At 70.9% G+C, this 15302-nt stretch carries 18 protein-coding genes; 9 read left to right on the top strand and 9 right to left on the bottom strand.

Annotated features, from left to right (window positions below):
• Positions 1 to 422 precede the first annotated feature (422 nt).
• Complete coding sequence (locus DR046_RS07050) at positions 423 to 1301, bottom strand: FAD:protein FMN transferase (protein ID WP_115381339.1); 879 nt, start codon at positions 1299 to 1301, stop codon at positions 423 to 425.
• Positions 1298 to 3409 carry a 4Fe-4S binding protein gene (locus tag DR046_RS07045; RefSeq protein ID WP_115381383.1) on the bottom strand — a complete coding sequence of 704 codons (2112 nt, stop codon included), beginning with the start codon at positions 3407 to 3409 and terminating at the stop codon, positions 1298 to 1300. The genes DR046_RS07050 and DR046_RS07045 overlap by 4 nt, the downstream gene beginning before the upstream one ends.
• 89 nt (positions 3410 to 3498) lie before the next feature.
• Here DR046_RS07045 and DR046_RS07040 point away from each other — a divergent pair, with 89 nt between their 5' ends.
• Complete coding sequence (locus tag DR046_RS07040) at positions 3499 to 4275, top strand: ABC transporter permease (protein ID WP_115381337.1); 777 nt, start codon at positions 3499 to 3501, stop codon at positions 4273 to 4275.
• Between the two features lie 105 nt (positions 4276 to 4380).
• Here the strand turns inward: DR046_RS07040 and egtD are convergent, their stop codons facing one another.
• From egtD to ruvC, 6 genes are all read right to left on the bottom strand, one after another.
• On the bottom strand, positions 4381 to 5310 hold the full coding sequence (egtD, locus tag DR046_RS07035) for an L-histidine N(alpha)-methyltransferase (RefSeq protein ID WP_115381335.1): 930 nt from the start codon (positions 5308 to 5310) through the stop codon (positions 4381 to 4383).
• On the bottom strand, positions 5307 to 6575 hold the full coding sequence (egtB, locus tag DR046_RS07030; protein ID WP_115381333.1) for an ergothioneine biosynthesis protein EgtB: 1269 nt from the start codon (positions 6573 to 6575) through the stop codon (positions 5307 to 5309). The genes egtD and egtB overlap by 4 nt, the downstream gene beginning before the upstream one ends.
• Positions 6576 to 6688: 113 nt before the next feature.
• Positions 6689 to 7714 (bottom strand): SIS domain-containing protein, encoded by a 1026-nt coding sequence (locus DR046_RS07025; RefSeq protein ID WP_115381331.1) that lies wholly within the window; start codon positions 7712 to 7714, stop codon positions 6689 to 6691.
• 51 nt (positions 7715 to 7765) lie between these two features.
• Positions 7766 to 8785 carry a Holliday junction branch migration DNA helicase RuvB gene (gene ruvB, locus DR046_RS07020; protein WP_115381329.1) on the bottom strand — a complete coding sequence of 340 codons (1020 nt, stop codon included), beginning with the start codon at positions 8783 to 8785 and terminating at the stop codon, positions 7766 to 7768.
• Complete coding sequence (gene ruvA / locus DR046_RS07015) at positions 8786 to 9442, bottom strand: Holliday junction branch migration protein RuvA (protein ID WP_115381327.1); 657 nt, start codon at positions 9440 to 9442, stop codon at positions 8786 to 8788. It abuts the gene before it with no gap.
• The gene (ruvC, locus tag DR046_RS07010; protein ID WP_115381325.1) at positions 9439 to 9942 is read right to left on the bottom strand and encodes a crossover junction endodeoxyribonuclease RuvC; all 504 of its coding nucleotides are present in this window, start codon (positions 9940 to 9942) and stop codon (positions 9439 to 9441) included. The genes ruvA and ruvC overlap by 4 nt, the downstream gene beginning before the upstream one ends.
• 231 nt (positions 9943 to 10173) lie before the next feature.
• Between ruvC and DR046_RS23585 the strand changes: the two genes are divergently transcribed.
• The 3 genes from DR046_RS23585 to DR046_RS06995 all read left to right on the top strand — a co-directional run bounded on the left by DR046_RS23585 (position 10174) and on the right by DR046_RS06995 (position 11137).
• The gene (locus DR046_RS23585) at positions 10174 to 10371 is read left to right on the top strand and encodes a DUF1127 domain-containing protein (RefSeq protein ID WP_167766952.1); all 198 of its coding nucleotides are present in this window, start codon (positions 10174 to 10176) and stop codon (positions 10369 to 10371) included.
• A 397-nt stretch (positions 10372 to 10768) separates the two neighbouring features.
• Positions 10769 to 10903: a YjiS-like domain-containing protein gene (locus DR046_RS23580; RefSeq protein ID WP_167766949.1), complete on the top strand. Its 135-nt coding sequence runs from the start codon at positions 10769 to 10771 to the stop codon at positions 10901 to 10903.
• Positions 10904 to 11002: 99 nt separating this feature from the next.
• Positions 11003 to 11137, top strand: coding sequence for a YjiS-like domain-containing protein (locus tag DR046_RS06995; protein ID WP_115381321.1), 135 nt, complete (start codon positions 11003 to 11005; stop codon positions 11135 to 11137).
• A 9-nt stretch (positions 11138 to 11146) separates the two neighbouring features.
• On the opposite strand, the gene DR046_RS06990 is transcribed toward DR046_RS06995, so the two are convergent.
• The gene (locus tag DR046_RS06990) at positions 11147 to 12019 is read right to left on the bottom strand and encodes a 50S ribosomal protein L11 methyltransferase (RefSeq protein ID WP_115381319.1); all 873 of its coding nucleotides are present in this window, start codon (positions 12017 to 12019) and stop codon (positions 11147 to 11149) included.
• Between the two features lie 147 nt (positions 12020 to 12166).
• Here DR046_RS06990 and DR046_RS06985 point away from each other — a divergent pair, with 147 nt between their 5' ends.
• The 5 genes from DR046_RS06985 to tolQ all read left to right on the top strand — a co-directional run bounded on the left by DR046_RS06985 (position 12167) and on the right by tolQ (position 15302).
• Positions 12167 to 12817 (top strand): trypsin-like serine protease, encoded by a 651-nt coding sequence (locus DR046_RS06985; RefSeq protein WP_115381317.1) that lies wholly within the window; start codon positions 12167 to 12169, stop codon positions 12815 to 12817.
• Complete coding sequence (locus DR046_RS06980) at positions 12814 to 13044, top strand: VPLPA-CTERM sorting domain-containing protein (RefSeq protein WP_167766947.1); 231 nt, start codon at positions 12814 to 12816, stop codon at positions 13042 to 13044. Before DR046_RS06985 ends, DR046_RS06980 begins: the two co-directional genes overlap by 4 nt.
• A gap of 60 nt (positions 13045 to 13104) precedes the next feature.
• Positions 13105 to 13737: a hypothetical protein gene (locus DR046_RS23945; RefSeq protein ID WP_209313555.1), complete on the top strand. Its 633-nt coding sequence runs from the start codon at positions 13105 to 13107 to the stop codon at positions 13735 to 13737.
• On the top strand, positions 13734 to 14129 hold the full coding sequence (gene ybgC, locus DR046_RS23940) for a tol-pal system-associated acyl-CoA thioesterase (RefSeq protein WP_280652825.1): 396 nt from the start codon (positions 13734 to 13736) through the stop codon (positions 14127 to 14129). The genes DR046_RS23945 and ybgC overlap by 4 nt, the downstream gene beginning before the upstream one ends.
• A gap of 474 nt (positions 14130 to 14603) precedes the next feature.
• Positions 14604 to 15302 (top strand): protein TolQ, encoded by a 699-nt coding sequence (gene tolQ, locus DR046_RS06970; RefSeq protein ID WP_115381312.1) that lies wholly within the window; start codon positions 14604 to 14606, stop codon positions 15300 to 15302.

The raw sequence follows: 15302 nt of genomic DNA, 5'->3' as shown, positions 1-15302 counted from the left end.
GCCCTCAAAACCCTCACCCCCCCAACCCACGACATGATCTCCGACCTCCACGGATCCCAAGACTACCGCAGACACCTCTGCAAGGTCATGACAACCAGAGCCGTCAAGGCAGCCGGGTGAGGCGCATCGCCGACCGATGAGCGGACTATTTCCGATCCAACCCCTACTGCGGTCACTGAAATATTTCGCCCCCTGTCGTGATTTCTCCGGCCGTGACGGGCGGCGTATCCTTCTTCCCACGGAGCCGTGAACCCGTGACCCACCTCCGCGTCCCCCCTCGGTCACGCAGGGAGGCCATCATGGCCGACACGAAGAAGAAGCCCGCCAAGAGCGACGGCGGCTCGAAGAAGAAGTAGTATACCCTCGAACGACGATGCGGCCCTCGGAGCGATCCGGGGGCCGCTCCGTTACGCCACCGCGCATCAGAGCGTCCGGAGGTCGCCCTCCGCCGAGACGAGCAGGATCTGCCGCAGGCCCGGGGCCGACCGCAGGCGGCGGGCCAGGGCCAGGTCCGCGTGGCAGAGCGCCGTGGACAGCCCGTCGGCCAGGGTCGCGTCCTCCGCCTCGACGGTGACCGTGGCCCAGAAGGGCGCCGCCCCGGGGCGTGCGGGGTGGAGGATGTGTCCCGTGCGCCCGAGCGGGGTCGCCGCCGGGCTGGAGGTCGCGACCGCGCCGTCGCGCAGCGTGATCGTGCCGACCAACCCCTGCGCCGGGTCCTCGACGCCGAGACGACGCGGCGCGCCCAGCGCCGCCTGCTCGCCGATGTCGACGAAGGCGTCCGACAGGCCATGGGCGCGCAGCACCGCGACGACCCGGTCGGTCGCGTAGCCCTGCGCGATCCCGTTCAGCGTCAGCTTCTGCCGGGCGCCGAGCCGGACGGAGCCGCCGTCGAGGCGGACGCGGGACCAGCCGACCTGCGTGATGCCGGGCGCGGTCTCGCCCCGGGCGAGGGCCTCCCAGACCGGCTGGACCGTCGGATCGAACAGGCCCCCGGTCAGGCGATGCAGCGCGTCCACCCGCGCCAGCAGGTCGCGGAACGGGGTCGGCGCCTCGTCGAGACGCCCCTCCGCGTTCAGCCGCGACAGGAGAGAGGCGGGGTCGTGGAGGCTGAAGAGCCGCTCCATCTCCCTGATCTCGGCCAGGGCTGCGGCCAGCGCGGGGCGCGCGACCGCCTCGGGCGCCGACAGGACCAGCGTGGCCTCCGCCCCCAGCGCAATGCCGGACCAGCGCGTGGGCGCGCCTGCGAAGGCCGGGAAGGCCATGAGCCCCGCCGCCAGCGTCAGAAACCGCCGCCGCCTCATTTCGCCGCCATGGCGCTGCGGCGTCCCCGCCCAGCGAGGATCAGCGGCACGCATTGCTTCGGGTCGTCGTGGATCGTCACGCAGTCGAGGCACTGGAAGCACTCCGAATAGTCGATTGCGCCCGACTTCTTTATGGCCCCGTAGCGGCACTTCACCCGGCAGAGCTGGCAGGGCGACCCGCAGGCCTCCCGCCGGGCGATCCAGTCGCGTCCCCGGACGACGCCGCCCAGCGCCATCAGCGCGCCCAGCGGGCAGAAATAGCGGCAGAAACCCTTGAACAGGACCATCGACAGAAGCAGCAGCCCCCCTGAGTAGGCGACGTAGTACCATTCACGAAGGAAGAAGGTCGTGACCGCGGTCTTGAACGGCTCCACCTCGACGGCGGCGTCGAGCGCGCCGGGCGCCGCGACGGCAAGCCCCACCAGCCCCACGAGAACGACGTATTTCAGGTATTTCAGCCGCGCGTCCCAGGCCGCCGAGGGCTCGACCTGCGGCAGGCGCAGCAGACGGCCCAGATGGGCCGCGAATTCCTGCATCGCGCCGAAGGGGCAGAGCCAGCCGCAGAAGAGGCCCCGGCCCCAGGCGACGAGGCCCGCGATCACCACGACCCAGATCAGGAGCGAGAACGGATCGTAGAGCAGGAAGGCGTAGCTGCCCCCCTCCAGCGCCGCCCGCAGCGCGGCGAGCGGCGTCACGATCGACAGCTGCCCCTGCCCCCACCAGCCGACGAAGCCGGTCACGACGGCCAGCACGCCCAGCCGGATCGCGGTGAAGTGCCGGTGCCCCGCCAGCCGGGTCATCCCCGGTCCGAGCGCCAGCGCCAGCCCCGCCAGCAGCACCGCCAGCAGCGCGATGTCGACGCCGCGCGCCCGCAGTGCGTCGAGCCAGGGGGGCGAGGGGACATAGGCCTCGGGACGGGCGAAGAAGCGGGCGTCGGTCTGATGCGGGATCTCGATGGTGACGGCGCCGATCTCGGGCTGGAACATCCCGTGCTCGCGCACCGCCTCGACCTTCAGCAGCCAGGGCGCGGCGGGGTCGAAACCCAGCCGCCGGTCGGTGCGCAGGATCAGACCGGCGCCGAAGTCGACGGCCTCCTGCAACTGCCACGGCACGTCCTCGTGAAGCTCGATCAGGAGGTCGGCATCGCGCAGGGCGATCGGAAAGCCGCCCTGCTCGGCGGCGACCCAGTCGGGCGAGGTGTTGCGCACGAACTCCTCGGAGACGAGCCCGTGTCGCGCCGTCTCGACCACAAGCAGCGGCTCGTCGGTGTCCGAGATCGCCATGAAGGCGTCGAGGGTCGCCAGCCCCGCCTCGCTCAGCACCGCGCGGGCGATGGACCGGGGGCCTAGATCGACGAGCCAGAGGTCGAGATAGATGCCCTCCGGATCGGTGCTCGCCTCCGGGTCGTCGTCGGCCCAGACGGTGCCGGCGAACTGCGCGTCGATCTCGCCATTCGTGACGACGTGCCGGGTGACGAGGCCCTGCTCGACCAGATCGTCCCAGGTCAGGTCCTCGTCGACGGCCGGATCGGGGTAGGAGGGCGGCCCGGCCGAGACGCCGCCCATCTTCTCGCGCGCGACCTGGAGGGCCGCGGCCAGCAGGCTCTCATGCGCGATGCGCACGCTCGCCGTGGCCTTGGTCACCCCGTCGAGATAGACCAGCGCGCTGCCGTCGGAGCCCGTGCCGTAGGGCGAGCCGACGACGAGGCTGTCCGAAATGGAATGCCCCTGATATTGCTCGAAGAAGTCGTAGAACAGCTTCTCGGGCAGGCCGGAGACGAAGATCGGCTCGTTATGCGACAGAAGCTGGACGTCGAGGAACCGCCCCTCGGTATCGAGCGTCACCAGCATGTTGACCGGCGCGCCGGAGAAGCCCGGCAGCGGCGCCATCGGCTCGGTCTCGAAGACGTAGCCGGCGAGCCCCCCGCCCGAGTTCAGAAGCTCGTAGACGCCCTTGTCGTTGACCGCCTCGCCCAGCTCCATCGGCGCGACGATCAGGGGGGCGATGGCCTCGCGCGGCAGCGGCTCCGCCCGCACGGGCAGGCATGCCGTCAGCCACAGCAGCGCGGCGACGGCGAGCCGGGTCGCATATGAAGCAAGGCCTCGCATCGCGGCGACGATAGTCAGGCGGCAGCGCCCGACCCATGCGACCTTGGTGGCGGATTGCACGGGCGCATCCGGTGGGCCACCCTCGGCCCATGAAGATCGAGACCCCGGACCCGCCAGGCCCTGTCACGGTGGCCATATCGCTCGGCGCGCTGCTGGCCGTCTGGGTCGTGGCCGCGCGGCTGACGGCGGACCCGACGATCCTGCCCGGCCCGCTGGCCGTCTGGCAGGTCATCCTGGAAGAGGCCGCCTCGGGCGAGCTCGGCCGCCATGTCGGGGCGACGCTCCGCCGGGTGGCGCTGGCCTTCGCGGCGGCGATGGCGTTCGGCACCGCTCTGGGCGTGGCGCTCGGCCTCTCGCCGCGCTTCGACCGCTGGGCGGGGCCCTGGGTGACGGTGGCGCTCAACGTGCCGGCGCTCGTGGTGATCGTGCTCTGCTATCTCTGGATCGGGCTGAACGAGACGGCGGCGATCACAGCCGTGGCGGTCAACAAGACGGCGATGGTGGCCGTCATCCTGCGCGAGGGCATCCGAAGCCTCGACCCCGGCGCCTCCGAGATGGCGAAGGTCTACCGGATGTCGCACATCGCCCGCATTCGCCACGTCGTGCTGCCGCAGCTCTGGCCGTTCTTCTCGACGGCGATCCGCAACGGCATCGCGATCATCTGGAAGATCGTCCTGGTGGTCGAGTTCCTCGGCCGCTCCGACGGGGTCGGCTTCCGCATCCACCTCTTCTTCCAGCTCTTCGAGATCGACCACGTTCTGGCCTATTCGGTGACCTTCATCGCGGTGATGCTGGCCTTCGAATACGGCGTCGTCCGCCTGCTGGAGACCCGCTCGACCCGCTGGCGCGAGGCGCGGGCGGCCTGACGGCCGTTCACCTTTCGTCAAGGTTAACGCCTGCCTCCTTCCTGTGGCCGAAAATACTCCGGGGGGCCGGCCGTCAGGCCGGCGGGGGCAGAGCCCCCTCCCCGCTCACGGCCGCAGCACCGCCAGGGCGAAGCGCGCCTGCGCGTCGGTGACAACCTCGCCGACCCGCCAGCCGGCATCGGAGGCCAGCGCCTCCAGCCGCGCGCGGTCGAACTTGCGCGACGCGCTGACATGGATGCGCTCGCCTGCCGCGAAGCCGATTGCCTCGCCGGCGAGATGCGCGACCTGGTCGCGGGTCGAGACCAGCGCCATGTCGATCCGCGCCCGGGCGGCGTCCCAGCGCGCTTCGTAGGCGAAGGCGTCGAGGTCGAAATCCGCCCCCTCACCGTTCAGCCGAACAAGGACGTTGCCGATGAACTCCGCCGTCACGCCCTGCGCGTCGTCATAGGCGGCGACCAGCGTTTCCGCCTCCTTGATGAGATCGGCGCCCAGCAGGAAGGCCTCCGCCCCGTCCCAGCCCCGTGCCCGGGCGAGCAGCGCGACGGCCTCCGCCCGTGGCAGGTTGCCGATGGTCGAGCCGGGGAAGAACCCCACTTTCGGCAGGGCGCTTACGGCCTCGGGCAGGTCGACCGGCCCGGTGAAGTCCCCCGCCACCGGATGGACGGCGAGGCCGGGATAGCGCGCGCGCAGGTCGCGCGCCGTGGCGGCGAGGAAGTCGGCCGAGATGTCGATGGGCACATAGGCCCCGAAATGCCGGCCCGCGTCGAGCAGGATCCGCGTCTTCACCGACGCGCCCGATCCCATCTCGACCAGCGCGCCGCCGTGCGGGACGAGCGCCGCGAACTCCGCCGCGTGGGCCCGCAGCAGCGCGGTCTCGGTGCGGGTCAGGTAGTATTCCGGCAACCCGGTGATCCGCTCGAACAGCTCGCTGCCGCGCCGGTCGTAGAGCCATTTCGGCGACAGCGTCTTCGGCCGGCCGCGCAGCCCCTCCAGCGCATCGGCGACCAGCGGCGACAGGTCCGCGAGGTCCCTCATGCCACGTCCCTCGCCAGCCGCAGGCCCATCATCTGCCAGCGCTGATGCGGGTAGAAGAAGGTCCGGTATGTCGGGCGCATCTGCTCGGACGGCGTCGCGCAGGAGCCGCCGCGCAGCACCATCTGGTTGACCATGAACTTGCCGTTGTATTCGCCCAGCGCGCCCTCGGGCGTGCGGAAGCCGGGATAGGCGGTGAAGGGCGAGGCGGTCCATTCCCAGACGTCGCCCCAGATGCCGGCCCCGGGCTTCGGGCGCATCAGGCCCAGCCGGTCGCCATCATCGAGGAAGTTGCCGGCCAGTTCGACGTCGCGGAACGCCACCTCGTGCTCGGCCTCGGTCGGCAGACGTGCCCCGGACCAGCGGGCGAAGGCGTCGGCTTCGTAGTAGCTGGCATGGCAGACCGGCGCGTCGAGTGCCACGGGCTGCGGCCCGCGCAGCGTGTAGGTCCACCACTGGTCGTCCTGCCGCCACCAGTAGAGCGGCGCGTCCCAGCCCTCCCGCTGGCAGACGGCGTGGCCCTCCATCAGCCAGTGGCGCGGGTCGGCATAGCCGCCATCCTCCATGAAGGCGATCCAGTCGCGGTTCGTCACCGGGCGGTCGGCGATCTCGTAGGGGTCGAGCCAGGTGCGGTGGCGCGGGCCCTCGCAATCGTAGGAGAAACCGGGCCCCTCATGGCCGATCTCGACCAGCCCGCCCTCGTGGCGGGTGAAGGCCAGCGGCGTCTCTCCGGGCACCGGCAGCGGCTTCGGGTCGGCATAGACCGGCAGCAGCGGGTTGAAGCTGAGGCCGTGCAGCAGGTCGGTCACCAGAAGCTCCTGATGCTGCATCTCGTGATGGCAGCCCAGTTCCACCAGCGCGGCGATGTCGTCGGCGTCGTCGCGGCCCGCGTTCAGCAGGTCGGCCAGCGCGTCCTCGACATGGGCGCGATAGGCGCGCACCGCCTCACCGCCGGGGCGGGAGACCATGCCCCGCTTGTCGCGCGCATGGCGCGGGCCGGCCTGGGTGTAGTAGCTGTTGAAGAGGAAGGCGAAGCGATCGTCGGGCGAAGCGTAGTCCGGATCGCGCGGCTTCAGGATGAACTCCTCGAAGAACCAGGTCGTATGGGCGAGATGCCATTTTGGCGGGCTCGCATCCTCCATCGACTGCAGCATCGTATCCTCCGGCGCGAGCGGCGCGACGATCGCCGCGCTGCGCGCACGGGTCCGCTCGAAGAGGCGCAGCGCGTCACGCGGCGGAAGGGGAAGGGGCTTGGCGAGGTTGCGCATGTGCAGTCTCCGGTCTGTGTCGCGACGGACGAGAGTCCGTTCTACCCTCGGTTGAAGGTGACGCGAGAGCCAGTCAAATCAACGTCAGGTCACAGACATGCGACGGTTCGCCGTCAGACCGTCTCCGTCACCTTGCGCAGGTGGCGCGGCGCGTCGGGGTCGACGCCGCGCGCCCGCGCGACCCGTTCGACGGTCGCGTAGAAGGTTGCGATCAGTGACACGGGGTCGAGCAGCGGGTGGCCCGTACGCGCGACCGGCAGCGCCGTGGCGCGCGTGGCGCGGTCGGAGGTGACGAAGACCGAGGCGCCCTTCCCGGCCATGCCGTCGGCGACCTCGACCAGCGCCGGCTCGGCGGCGTCGGCCGCGGCCAGGGCGATGACGGGAAAGCCCGGCTCGACGATCGAGACGGGCCCGTGCAGCACTTCGGCCGAGGAATAGCTCTCGGCATGGAGCTGGCAGGTCTCCTTGAACTTCAGCGCCGCTTCGCCTGCCATCGCGTAGGCCGGACCGCGCCCCAGGCAGTAGAGCGAGGAGCGCCCCTCCAGCCCGTCGGCCAGGGCGCCCCAGTCCTGTGCCACGGCGGTGCGCAGCACCTCGGGCAGGTTGCGCAGCGCGGTCAGCAGCGCCGCGTCGCGGCGCCATTCCGCCAGCAGCCAGACGCCTGCGACGACCGAGGTCACGAAGGTCTTGGTCGCCGCCACGCTCCGCTCCTCCCCGGCGTGGAGGGCGAGCGTGTGACCGCAGGCATGCGCAAGATCGCTGTCGGGGTAATTCGTGACGGCAAAGGTCTCGGCCCCGCCTTCGGCGGCCATGCGGGCCATCGCGACGATGTCCGGGCTCTTGCCGGATTGCGAGATGGCAAGGCAGGCGGCGCCGTTCAGCCGCAGCCGCGCGCCGTAGATCGAGGCGACCGAGGGGCCGACCGACGCGACCGGCACGCCCGCCAGAAGCTCTGCGCAATACTTGAAGCAGGTCGCTGCGTGGTCCGAGGAGCCGCGCGCGACGGTCACGAAGACCCGCGGGTCGAGGTCGCGCAGCGCGTCCCCGGCGGCGCGCATCGGTCCGGCGCCCTGCGACAGCAGCCGGTCTACGGCGTCGGGAATCTCCTGCACTTCTCGGTGCATATGGGTCTGGGTCATGTCGGCCTCCGTTGGTGATGTAGACCCCGGCGGCGTCCGGGCCACAACCCGTCAGTCGAACAGGTCGCCCTCGCGCCGCGGCGCGTCGAGCCCGAGATGCCGCCAGCCCTTGTGCCCCAGCATCCGGCCGCGCGGCGTGCGGGAGATCAGGCCCTGCTGCAGCAGGAAGGGCTCAATCACCTCCTCCAGCGCGTCGCGGCTCTCCGACAGGGCGGCGGCTATGGTCTCGATGCCCACGGGCCCGCCGCCGTAGTTCTCGGCGATGAGGGTCAGATAGCGCCGGTCGGCGCCGTCGAGGCCCAGCTGGTCGACGCCCAGCCGGGTCAGGGCGGAATCCGCCAGCTCCCGCGTGACGCGGCCATCACCCTCGACCACTGCGAAATCGACCACGCGGCGGAGAAGCCGCCCGGCGATGCGGGGCGTGCCGCGGGCGCGGCGCGCGATCTCGCGCGCGCCGTCGTCGGTGGCGGGGGCGCCCAGAAGGCGGGCGCCACGGGTGACGATCTGGTGCAGCTCGTCCTCGGTATAGAAGACCAGCCGCGTCGGGATGCCGAAGCGGTCGCGCAGCGGCGTGGTCAGCAGGCCCAGCCGCGTCGTGGCGCCGACCAGCGTGAAGGGCTGCAGGTCGATCCGCACGGTGCGCGCCGCCGGCCCCTCGCCGATGACGAGGTCGAGCGCGAAATCCTCCATCGCCGGGTAGAGAACCTCCTCCACCACGGGGCTCAGGCGGTGGATCTCGTCGATGAAGAGGACGTCGCGCGCCTCGAGATTGGTCAGGATCGCGGCGAGGTCGCCTGCCTTGGCGATGACCGGCCCCGACGTCATGCGGAAGCCGACGCCGAGCTCCCGCGCCATGATCTGCGCCAGCGTCGTCTTGCCGAGGCCCGGGGGGCCGTGAAACAGGACATGGTCCATCGCCTCGCCGCGCATCCGCGCCGACTGCACGAAGACCCGCAGGTTGGCGCGGGCCTCGGCCTGGCCGATGAACTCGTCGAGCGATTGCGGCCGGAGGGCGCGGTCGTCGCTCACGTCGTCGGGCACGGTCGGGTCGAGCAGCGGGTCGCGGTCCATCTACCTCTCCCCCGGGGCGAGCCGCCTCAGCGCGGCGCGGATCAGGCCCGCCGTGTCGTCGGCCTCGGCCGCCGCCTCGGCGACCGCCCGCGCGGCGTCCTGCGGCGCGTAGCCGAGATTGGTCAGGGCAGACAGCGCCTCGGACTGGGCCGAGGAGGCGGCGCGGGCGCGCGGCGCGGCGCCCATCGTGGGCGCGACCGGCGTGGGCGCCTGCGCGGCGGCGATGTCGGCCTCCGCCTCCTCCATCAGCATCATCGCGGGCGCCTTGCCCCGCAGCTCGTTCACCACGCGCTGCGCGATCTTGGGGCCGACGCCCGGCGAGGCCCGCACGGCCGCCGCGTCGCCCAGGGCGATGGCGCGGGCCACCCCCTCGGTCCCCAGCGTCCCGAGGATTGCCAGCGAGACCTTCGCGCCCACGCCCTGCACCGAAGTCAGCAGGCGGTGCCATTCCCGCTCCTGCACCGTCCGGAAGCCGAAGAGCTGAAGCAGGTCCTCGCGCACCAGAAGCTCGGTCCAGAGCGAGACCGGCGTCCGGATCGGCGGCAGCTCGGCCACGGTTCGCTCGGAGACGTGGACGACATAGCCCACGCCGCCGACATCGAGCAGCACCTGGTCGGTGCCCTTCCAGTCGAGCCGTCCGGTCAGCCGTCCGATCATTTGGCCGCCGCGATGGCGCTGGCCAGCCGGTTCGAGGTCTGCAGGTGGAACGCGTGGCAGAGCGCGACGGCCAAAGCGTCGGCGGCGTCGGGGCTGTCCGGATCGCAGCCAGGAAGCTGCATCCGCACCATGTGGTCGATCTGCTGCTTGGCGGCATGGCCCGCGCCGACGACGGTCTTCTTGACGAGGTTCGGCAGGTATTCCCCCACCACCAGCCCGGCCTGCGCCACGGCCAGCACGGCGACGCCCCGGGCCTGCCCCAGCTTCAGCGTGCCCAGCCCGTCGCGGTTGACGAAGGTCTGTTCCACCGCGGCGGCGTCCGGCGCGTGGCGGGCCACGACGGCCGACAGCTCCGCGTGAAGGCGCATCAGCCGCGGCGGCAGGTCGCCCGTGCCGGTGCGCACGGTGCCGTTGGCGACATGACGCAGGCGCGGGCCCTCGACCTCGATGACGCCCCAGCCGCAGGCGGCAAGGCCGGGGTCGATGCCGATGACGCGCATGGTGGGGCCTCGATGTTCGCCTCTCGTTCCAGCGGGGTTAGCACGGGCAGGCGACCGAGGCCAAGGGGCGGAGGACAGACATGCGTCGCACGCATGACGGGCATGCTTGCGCGATATTTGTGCGGAATGAAAACTCCCCCTACCTGCAGGCCATCCGCGGTTGCACAGCCGCCCCTCCCCCGTTCGATCCGGCCCTGGGCTGGATGCCAGCACATAAAAGGACTTCTTCCCATGGCCGCGTTCGACGCCTTCCGCCCCGCCCTCCCCGCCGCCCACGGCTCCGTCTTCTCGAACCTGCTGGGCAACCTCGTGGCCTGGAACGACCATCGGGTCACGGTGCGGATGCTGAACGGCCTGACCGACCGCGAGCTGTCGGACATCGGCCTGCAGCGCACCGAGATCGAGCGCTTCGCCGAGATCCGCCGCTAGAATCCTTCCGCATCCCGGACGCCCGCTCTCGACATGAGGGCGGGCGCTTCGATTCCGGTGGTGCCCGAACCGACGGCCTGGCGCCCATCGGATGGGCGATCCGCCCCTCTCCGCGACCGGGAATGCAAGCCGTTGCGGAAAAGCCATGGGATGGGCGCGATCCTCGACGGGCAGAGCGCGTTCCGCCGCGCCCGGAGGACGCCAGCGCCCGGCATGGATCCGTGTGGCTTCAGAGGGTTGCGGGCCGCCGTCGCGGGAACGTCATCCGGTGATGCCGGCACGCCTCCGGTTCCATGCAACCACGTCATGGGTGCCTTTCCCAACCCGCAATTGTGGCCGCCCGTTAGCGCTCACATATCCCTCTCGACAGCAACGCCCAACAGGAAAGGGACAAGCAATGATCAACCTATGCGACGCCCTCCACGCCGTTCGTGCCCGCCGGGCCGCCTATGCCGCCCTCGTCCGCCTGGACGAGCGCTCGCTGGAGGATATCGGCATGAACCGAGCCGACGTGGACAGGCGCTGGGGCTGACCCGGCGCATGAGGGGCCGGGCCCCTCGCCCAACCGAGACGCTGCGACCGCCCGAGGGACCGGGCCCGCAGCTTAACCGAACATGAAAGGGACCAAGCCATGTTCAACCTGCGCAACGTCCTCCGCGCCGCCCGTGCCCGCCGGGCGACCTATGCCGACCTGATCCGCCTCGACGAGCGGTCGCTCGAGGATATCGGCTTCAACCGCGCCGACGTGGACATCCGCTGGGGCTGAGCGTCGGGCTCACCGCGCCAGCGTCAGCGTCGTCCAGTCTCCCAGTTCCGCCCGGCGCACCGGGCGGAACCCCGCCGCCTCGTAGGCGGCGATCACCTCGTCGGCCTGCGGATTGAGAAGGCCCGACAGAATCACATGGCCGCCGGATGCGCGCGCCATGGCGGGGGCCAGCTCGATCAGCGGACCCTTCAGGATATTCGCGAAGATCAGGTCGAAGGGCCCGCCGAGGTCCGGATGGTCGAACCCTGCCGCCTCGACGCAGGCCACCTCCCCTTCCATGCCGTTGACGGCGAGGTTGGCCTCCGCCACCTCGACCGCAACCGCGTCGATGTCGGAGGCGATCACGTGCGCCTGCGGGAAGACCCGCTTCGCCGCCATCGCCAGCACCGCCGTCCCGGCGCCGATATCGGCGACCGAGGACGGCGCCCCCCCCTCTTCGATCAGCGCCTCGAGAGCCAGCAGGCAGCCCTGCGTCGTGCCGTGATGGCCGGTGCCGAAGGCCATCGCCGCCTCGATCAGCAGCGCGACGCGGCCCTCGGGAACGCGGTCGGCATCGTGGCTGCCGTAGACGAAGAAGCGCCCCGCCTCGACCGGCTGCAATTCTCGCCGGACATGGGCGACCCAGTCGGTCGGAGGGATTTCGGACACGGTGAAGGGCCGCGCACCATGGGCCGCAGCAAGGATGGCCAGCGCCGTCTCGTCAGGCGCCTCGGCGAAGTAGGCGCCGACCTCCCAGAGGCCCGAGCCATCCTCCATCTCGAAAACGCCGACCCCGTCGGGCTCCAGCTGCTCCTCCAGCATGTCGCCCAGCGCCTCGGCCTGGTCCTTGCCCGGAAGGGTGGTGAGCGCGCTCCAGGATGCGGGGGTGATGGTGTCTGACATGGGGGCCTCCGGCTTCGAGGGGCGCCTAGCGCGGGCGGGCCCGCAGGTCCAGCGCGGGAACAGTCCCGCTTGACGCAAGGGCACCGGACGGACACCGTGGAGAAACGGTCGCGATCCGGTCCGCGCCCGCATCGAAATGGGACAAGCATGATCCGTCGGGCATTCGCAGTGGCGGCCATGTTGGCCGCAGGGACCGGGACGGCGCAGGCCGTGACGATCAACGAGACCCTGACGGAGCTCGACTCGCAGGCACTTGCAGCGCCATTCGATGCGGTCGTTTCGCTCACGCTCGGCTGGCGCGGCTGCAGCGGATCGCTCGTCTCGACGACGCATGTTCTCACGGCGCGGCACTGCACCGACACGATCGCGGCGGGCAGCACCACCGTCACCTTCGACGACAAGACCAATCCCGCCTTCACGCGGAACGTCACCGCCATCGCCGAGATGCCCGATTTCGGGACGTTCTGGGACGGCACCGACATTTCGATCCTGACGCTCGCGCAGCCGGTCACGACGATCGCCCCGATGCGCCTGGCCATCGGCGCAGCTGTGGGCGAGGTCGCGCGGATGGTGGGCTACGGCGTATCGGCCGTGGCCGACGCCATCGACGGCACCGCCGACGGAGAACGCTGGGCCGCCGACAACATCATCGACAAGATCCAGAACTCCCTCATCGAGGCAGATTTCGACAACCCTCGGGCACGTCCAACACGCTCTTCAACTTCGGCAGTTCCGCCACGATGCTGCCCTTCGAGGGCGCGCCGGCAGTCGGCGACAGCGGCGGCCCCCTGCTGGTGAAACGGGGCGGCGAATGGCAGATCGCCGGCGTGCTGACCGGCGGGACGACGCCCTACGGGGAATACGGCGACATCTCGCAATGGACCTCGGTCTTCGCGCCCACGGCCCGCAGCTTCATCGAGAGCGAGAGCGCCGCCGCCTTCGCTCCGATCCCGCTGCCCGCGACGCTGATCCTGATGCTGGCCGCGCTGGCGGGACTAGGGGCGACACGACGCCGCGCGGGCTGACGCCGGCGCCCGGCGGCGCCGATCTGGACGATGCCTCCATGTCATGGCACCCCCGGGTCCATGACCCCTTTGACACCCGAGGCCGTCGAGGCCCTCTTCACCCGTTCCGACGACAGCTTTCTCTTCGCCCGCTGGGGCCGCCCCATCGCCCCGGTCATGTTCGGCGTCGAGGACAGCACCATCGCAACCTTCAAGGGCGCGCTCGAGGCGCTCTGCGTGCTCACCGGCCAGAAGATGGCCGAGACCGACCCGGAACTCGGCGCCAACATGATGGTGTTCTTCATCCGCGACTGGTCCGAGCTGACCGAGACGCCCAACCTCGACCGGCTGATCCCCGACCTCGGTCCGCTCGTCGCCCGCCTCGACGCGGCGGGGGCCAACCAGTACCGCATCTTCCGCTTCGACAGGACCGGCGCGATCCAGGCCTGCTTCGCCTTCCTGCGCATGGACGAGGAGCTGGGCGCCGTCCCCGCCGACATGCTGGCGCTGAACCAGATGGTGCAGGCGCTGCTGCTCTGGTCGGACCGCGCCTTCACCGATGCCTCGCCGCTGGCACTGATCGAGGATCGCGCGGTGCTGCGCCCCGACATCGCCGACCTGATGCGCGCGGCCTACGACCCGCTGATCCCGGCGATGTCCCAGGACAGGGCGACCGCGCTGCGCCTCGCCGCGCGGCTGGGGCGCGTGCAGTGACGCCGCATCGCTGGCCTCTCCGCGTCTATTACGAGGACACCGACATGGCGGGGATCGTCTACCACGCCAACTACCTGAAATACATCGAGCGCGCCCGCTCCGAGATGGTGCGGGAGGCGGGGATCGACCAGGCCGCCATGCGCGCCGAGGGCCGTGTCTTCGTCGTCGCGCGGATCGAGGCGGACTACCTGCGGCCCGCCTTCTACGACGACAGGCTGGTGGTCGAGACGCAGGCCACCAGCTTCCGCCCCTCGCGCTTCGTGATGAGCCAGGTCGTCACCCGCGAAGCAGTGCCGCTGTTCCGGGCCGAGGTGACGGTGGCGCTCACGGACATGCGGGGGCGGCCGCAGCGGCTGGGTCCGGAGATCGCGGCGCTCTTCGCGGGCTCCTGACCCCACGAAGCAGGGCAACCGTCGCCATGCACGGCGCGCGCGAGGGGGTGCTCGCCCGGCTTCTCCTCCCCTGCCAGAGCCGCGACCGGACGACGCAGGGTCCGCGCGGCCCAATCCGGAACGCGCGCCGGCCGGCCGGCAGAGGCACCGGCTGCGCCGCCGATTTCGCGACCCGCTCCTCGCCGGGGCGGCACGTGCCCCGCCTTCTTCCCTCCACAAATATCCCCGCCGGAGGCTCCGACCTCGCCGCCCGCACCTCCGGTCTCGGACCATGAGCCGCCGATGCGGCCGGGGGTCCGGGGGGCGTCCCCCGGCCCCTCCGCCGAGCGCGCCGCAGCCCGGATCGCACACCCTCCGCGGCGGGCGCGACATTCCGCCTATGCACGGATGGCCCTCGCCAAGGCGGCGGGATTCTGCTACCACCTCCGCCAATCACGAGCCGTGAACGGCCGAGAGCAGAGGACGGGGCAGTCCATGGAAACCGAAGTGCTGGCCGCCGCCAGCGAGATCGACTTTTCGATCTGGGCGCTGTTCTGGCGCGCGACCTTCGTCGTCAAGCTGGTCATGATCGCGCTCTTCGCGGCGTCGATCTGGGTCTGGGCGATCTTCATCCAGAAGATCGTGCAGTTCCGCCGTGCTCGTTCGCGCGCGGCGGCCTTCGACAAGGCATTCTGGTCCGGCGAGCCGCTGGACGAGCTCTACGACCAGATCGGCGACAAGCCGCGCTCCGCCTCGGAGCGGATCTTCGTCGCCGCCATGACCGAATGGTCTCGCAGCCATCGCGACGACGGCGGCCTGATCCTCGGCACCCAGGCGCGCATCGACCGAACCATGGACGTCGCCATCGGGAAGGAGCGGGACCGCCTGACCTCCGGCCTGACCTTCCTCGCCACGACCGGCGCGACGGCGCCCTTCGTCGGCCTGTTCGGCACGGTCTGGGGCATCAAGCACGCGTTCGAGCAGATCGCAATCAGCCAGAACACCAACCTCGCCGTGGTCGCACCCGGCATCGCCGAGGCGCTGCTGGCGACCGGCATCGGCCTCGTCGCCGCCATCCCGGCGGTGATCTTCTACAACAAGCTCAACCGCGACGCCGACCGCATCATGGGCAATTACGAGGCCTTCGCGGACGAGTTCGCCACCATCATGTCGCGCCAGCTGGACGCCGCCTGA

The organism is Jannaschia formosa (assembly GCF_003340555.1).
GTDB lineage: Bacteria > Pseudomonadota > Alphaproteobacteria > Rhodobacterales > Rhodobacteraceae > Jannaschia > Jannaschia formosa.
This window is presented reverse-complemented; position numbering and strand designations above follow the sequence as displayed.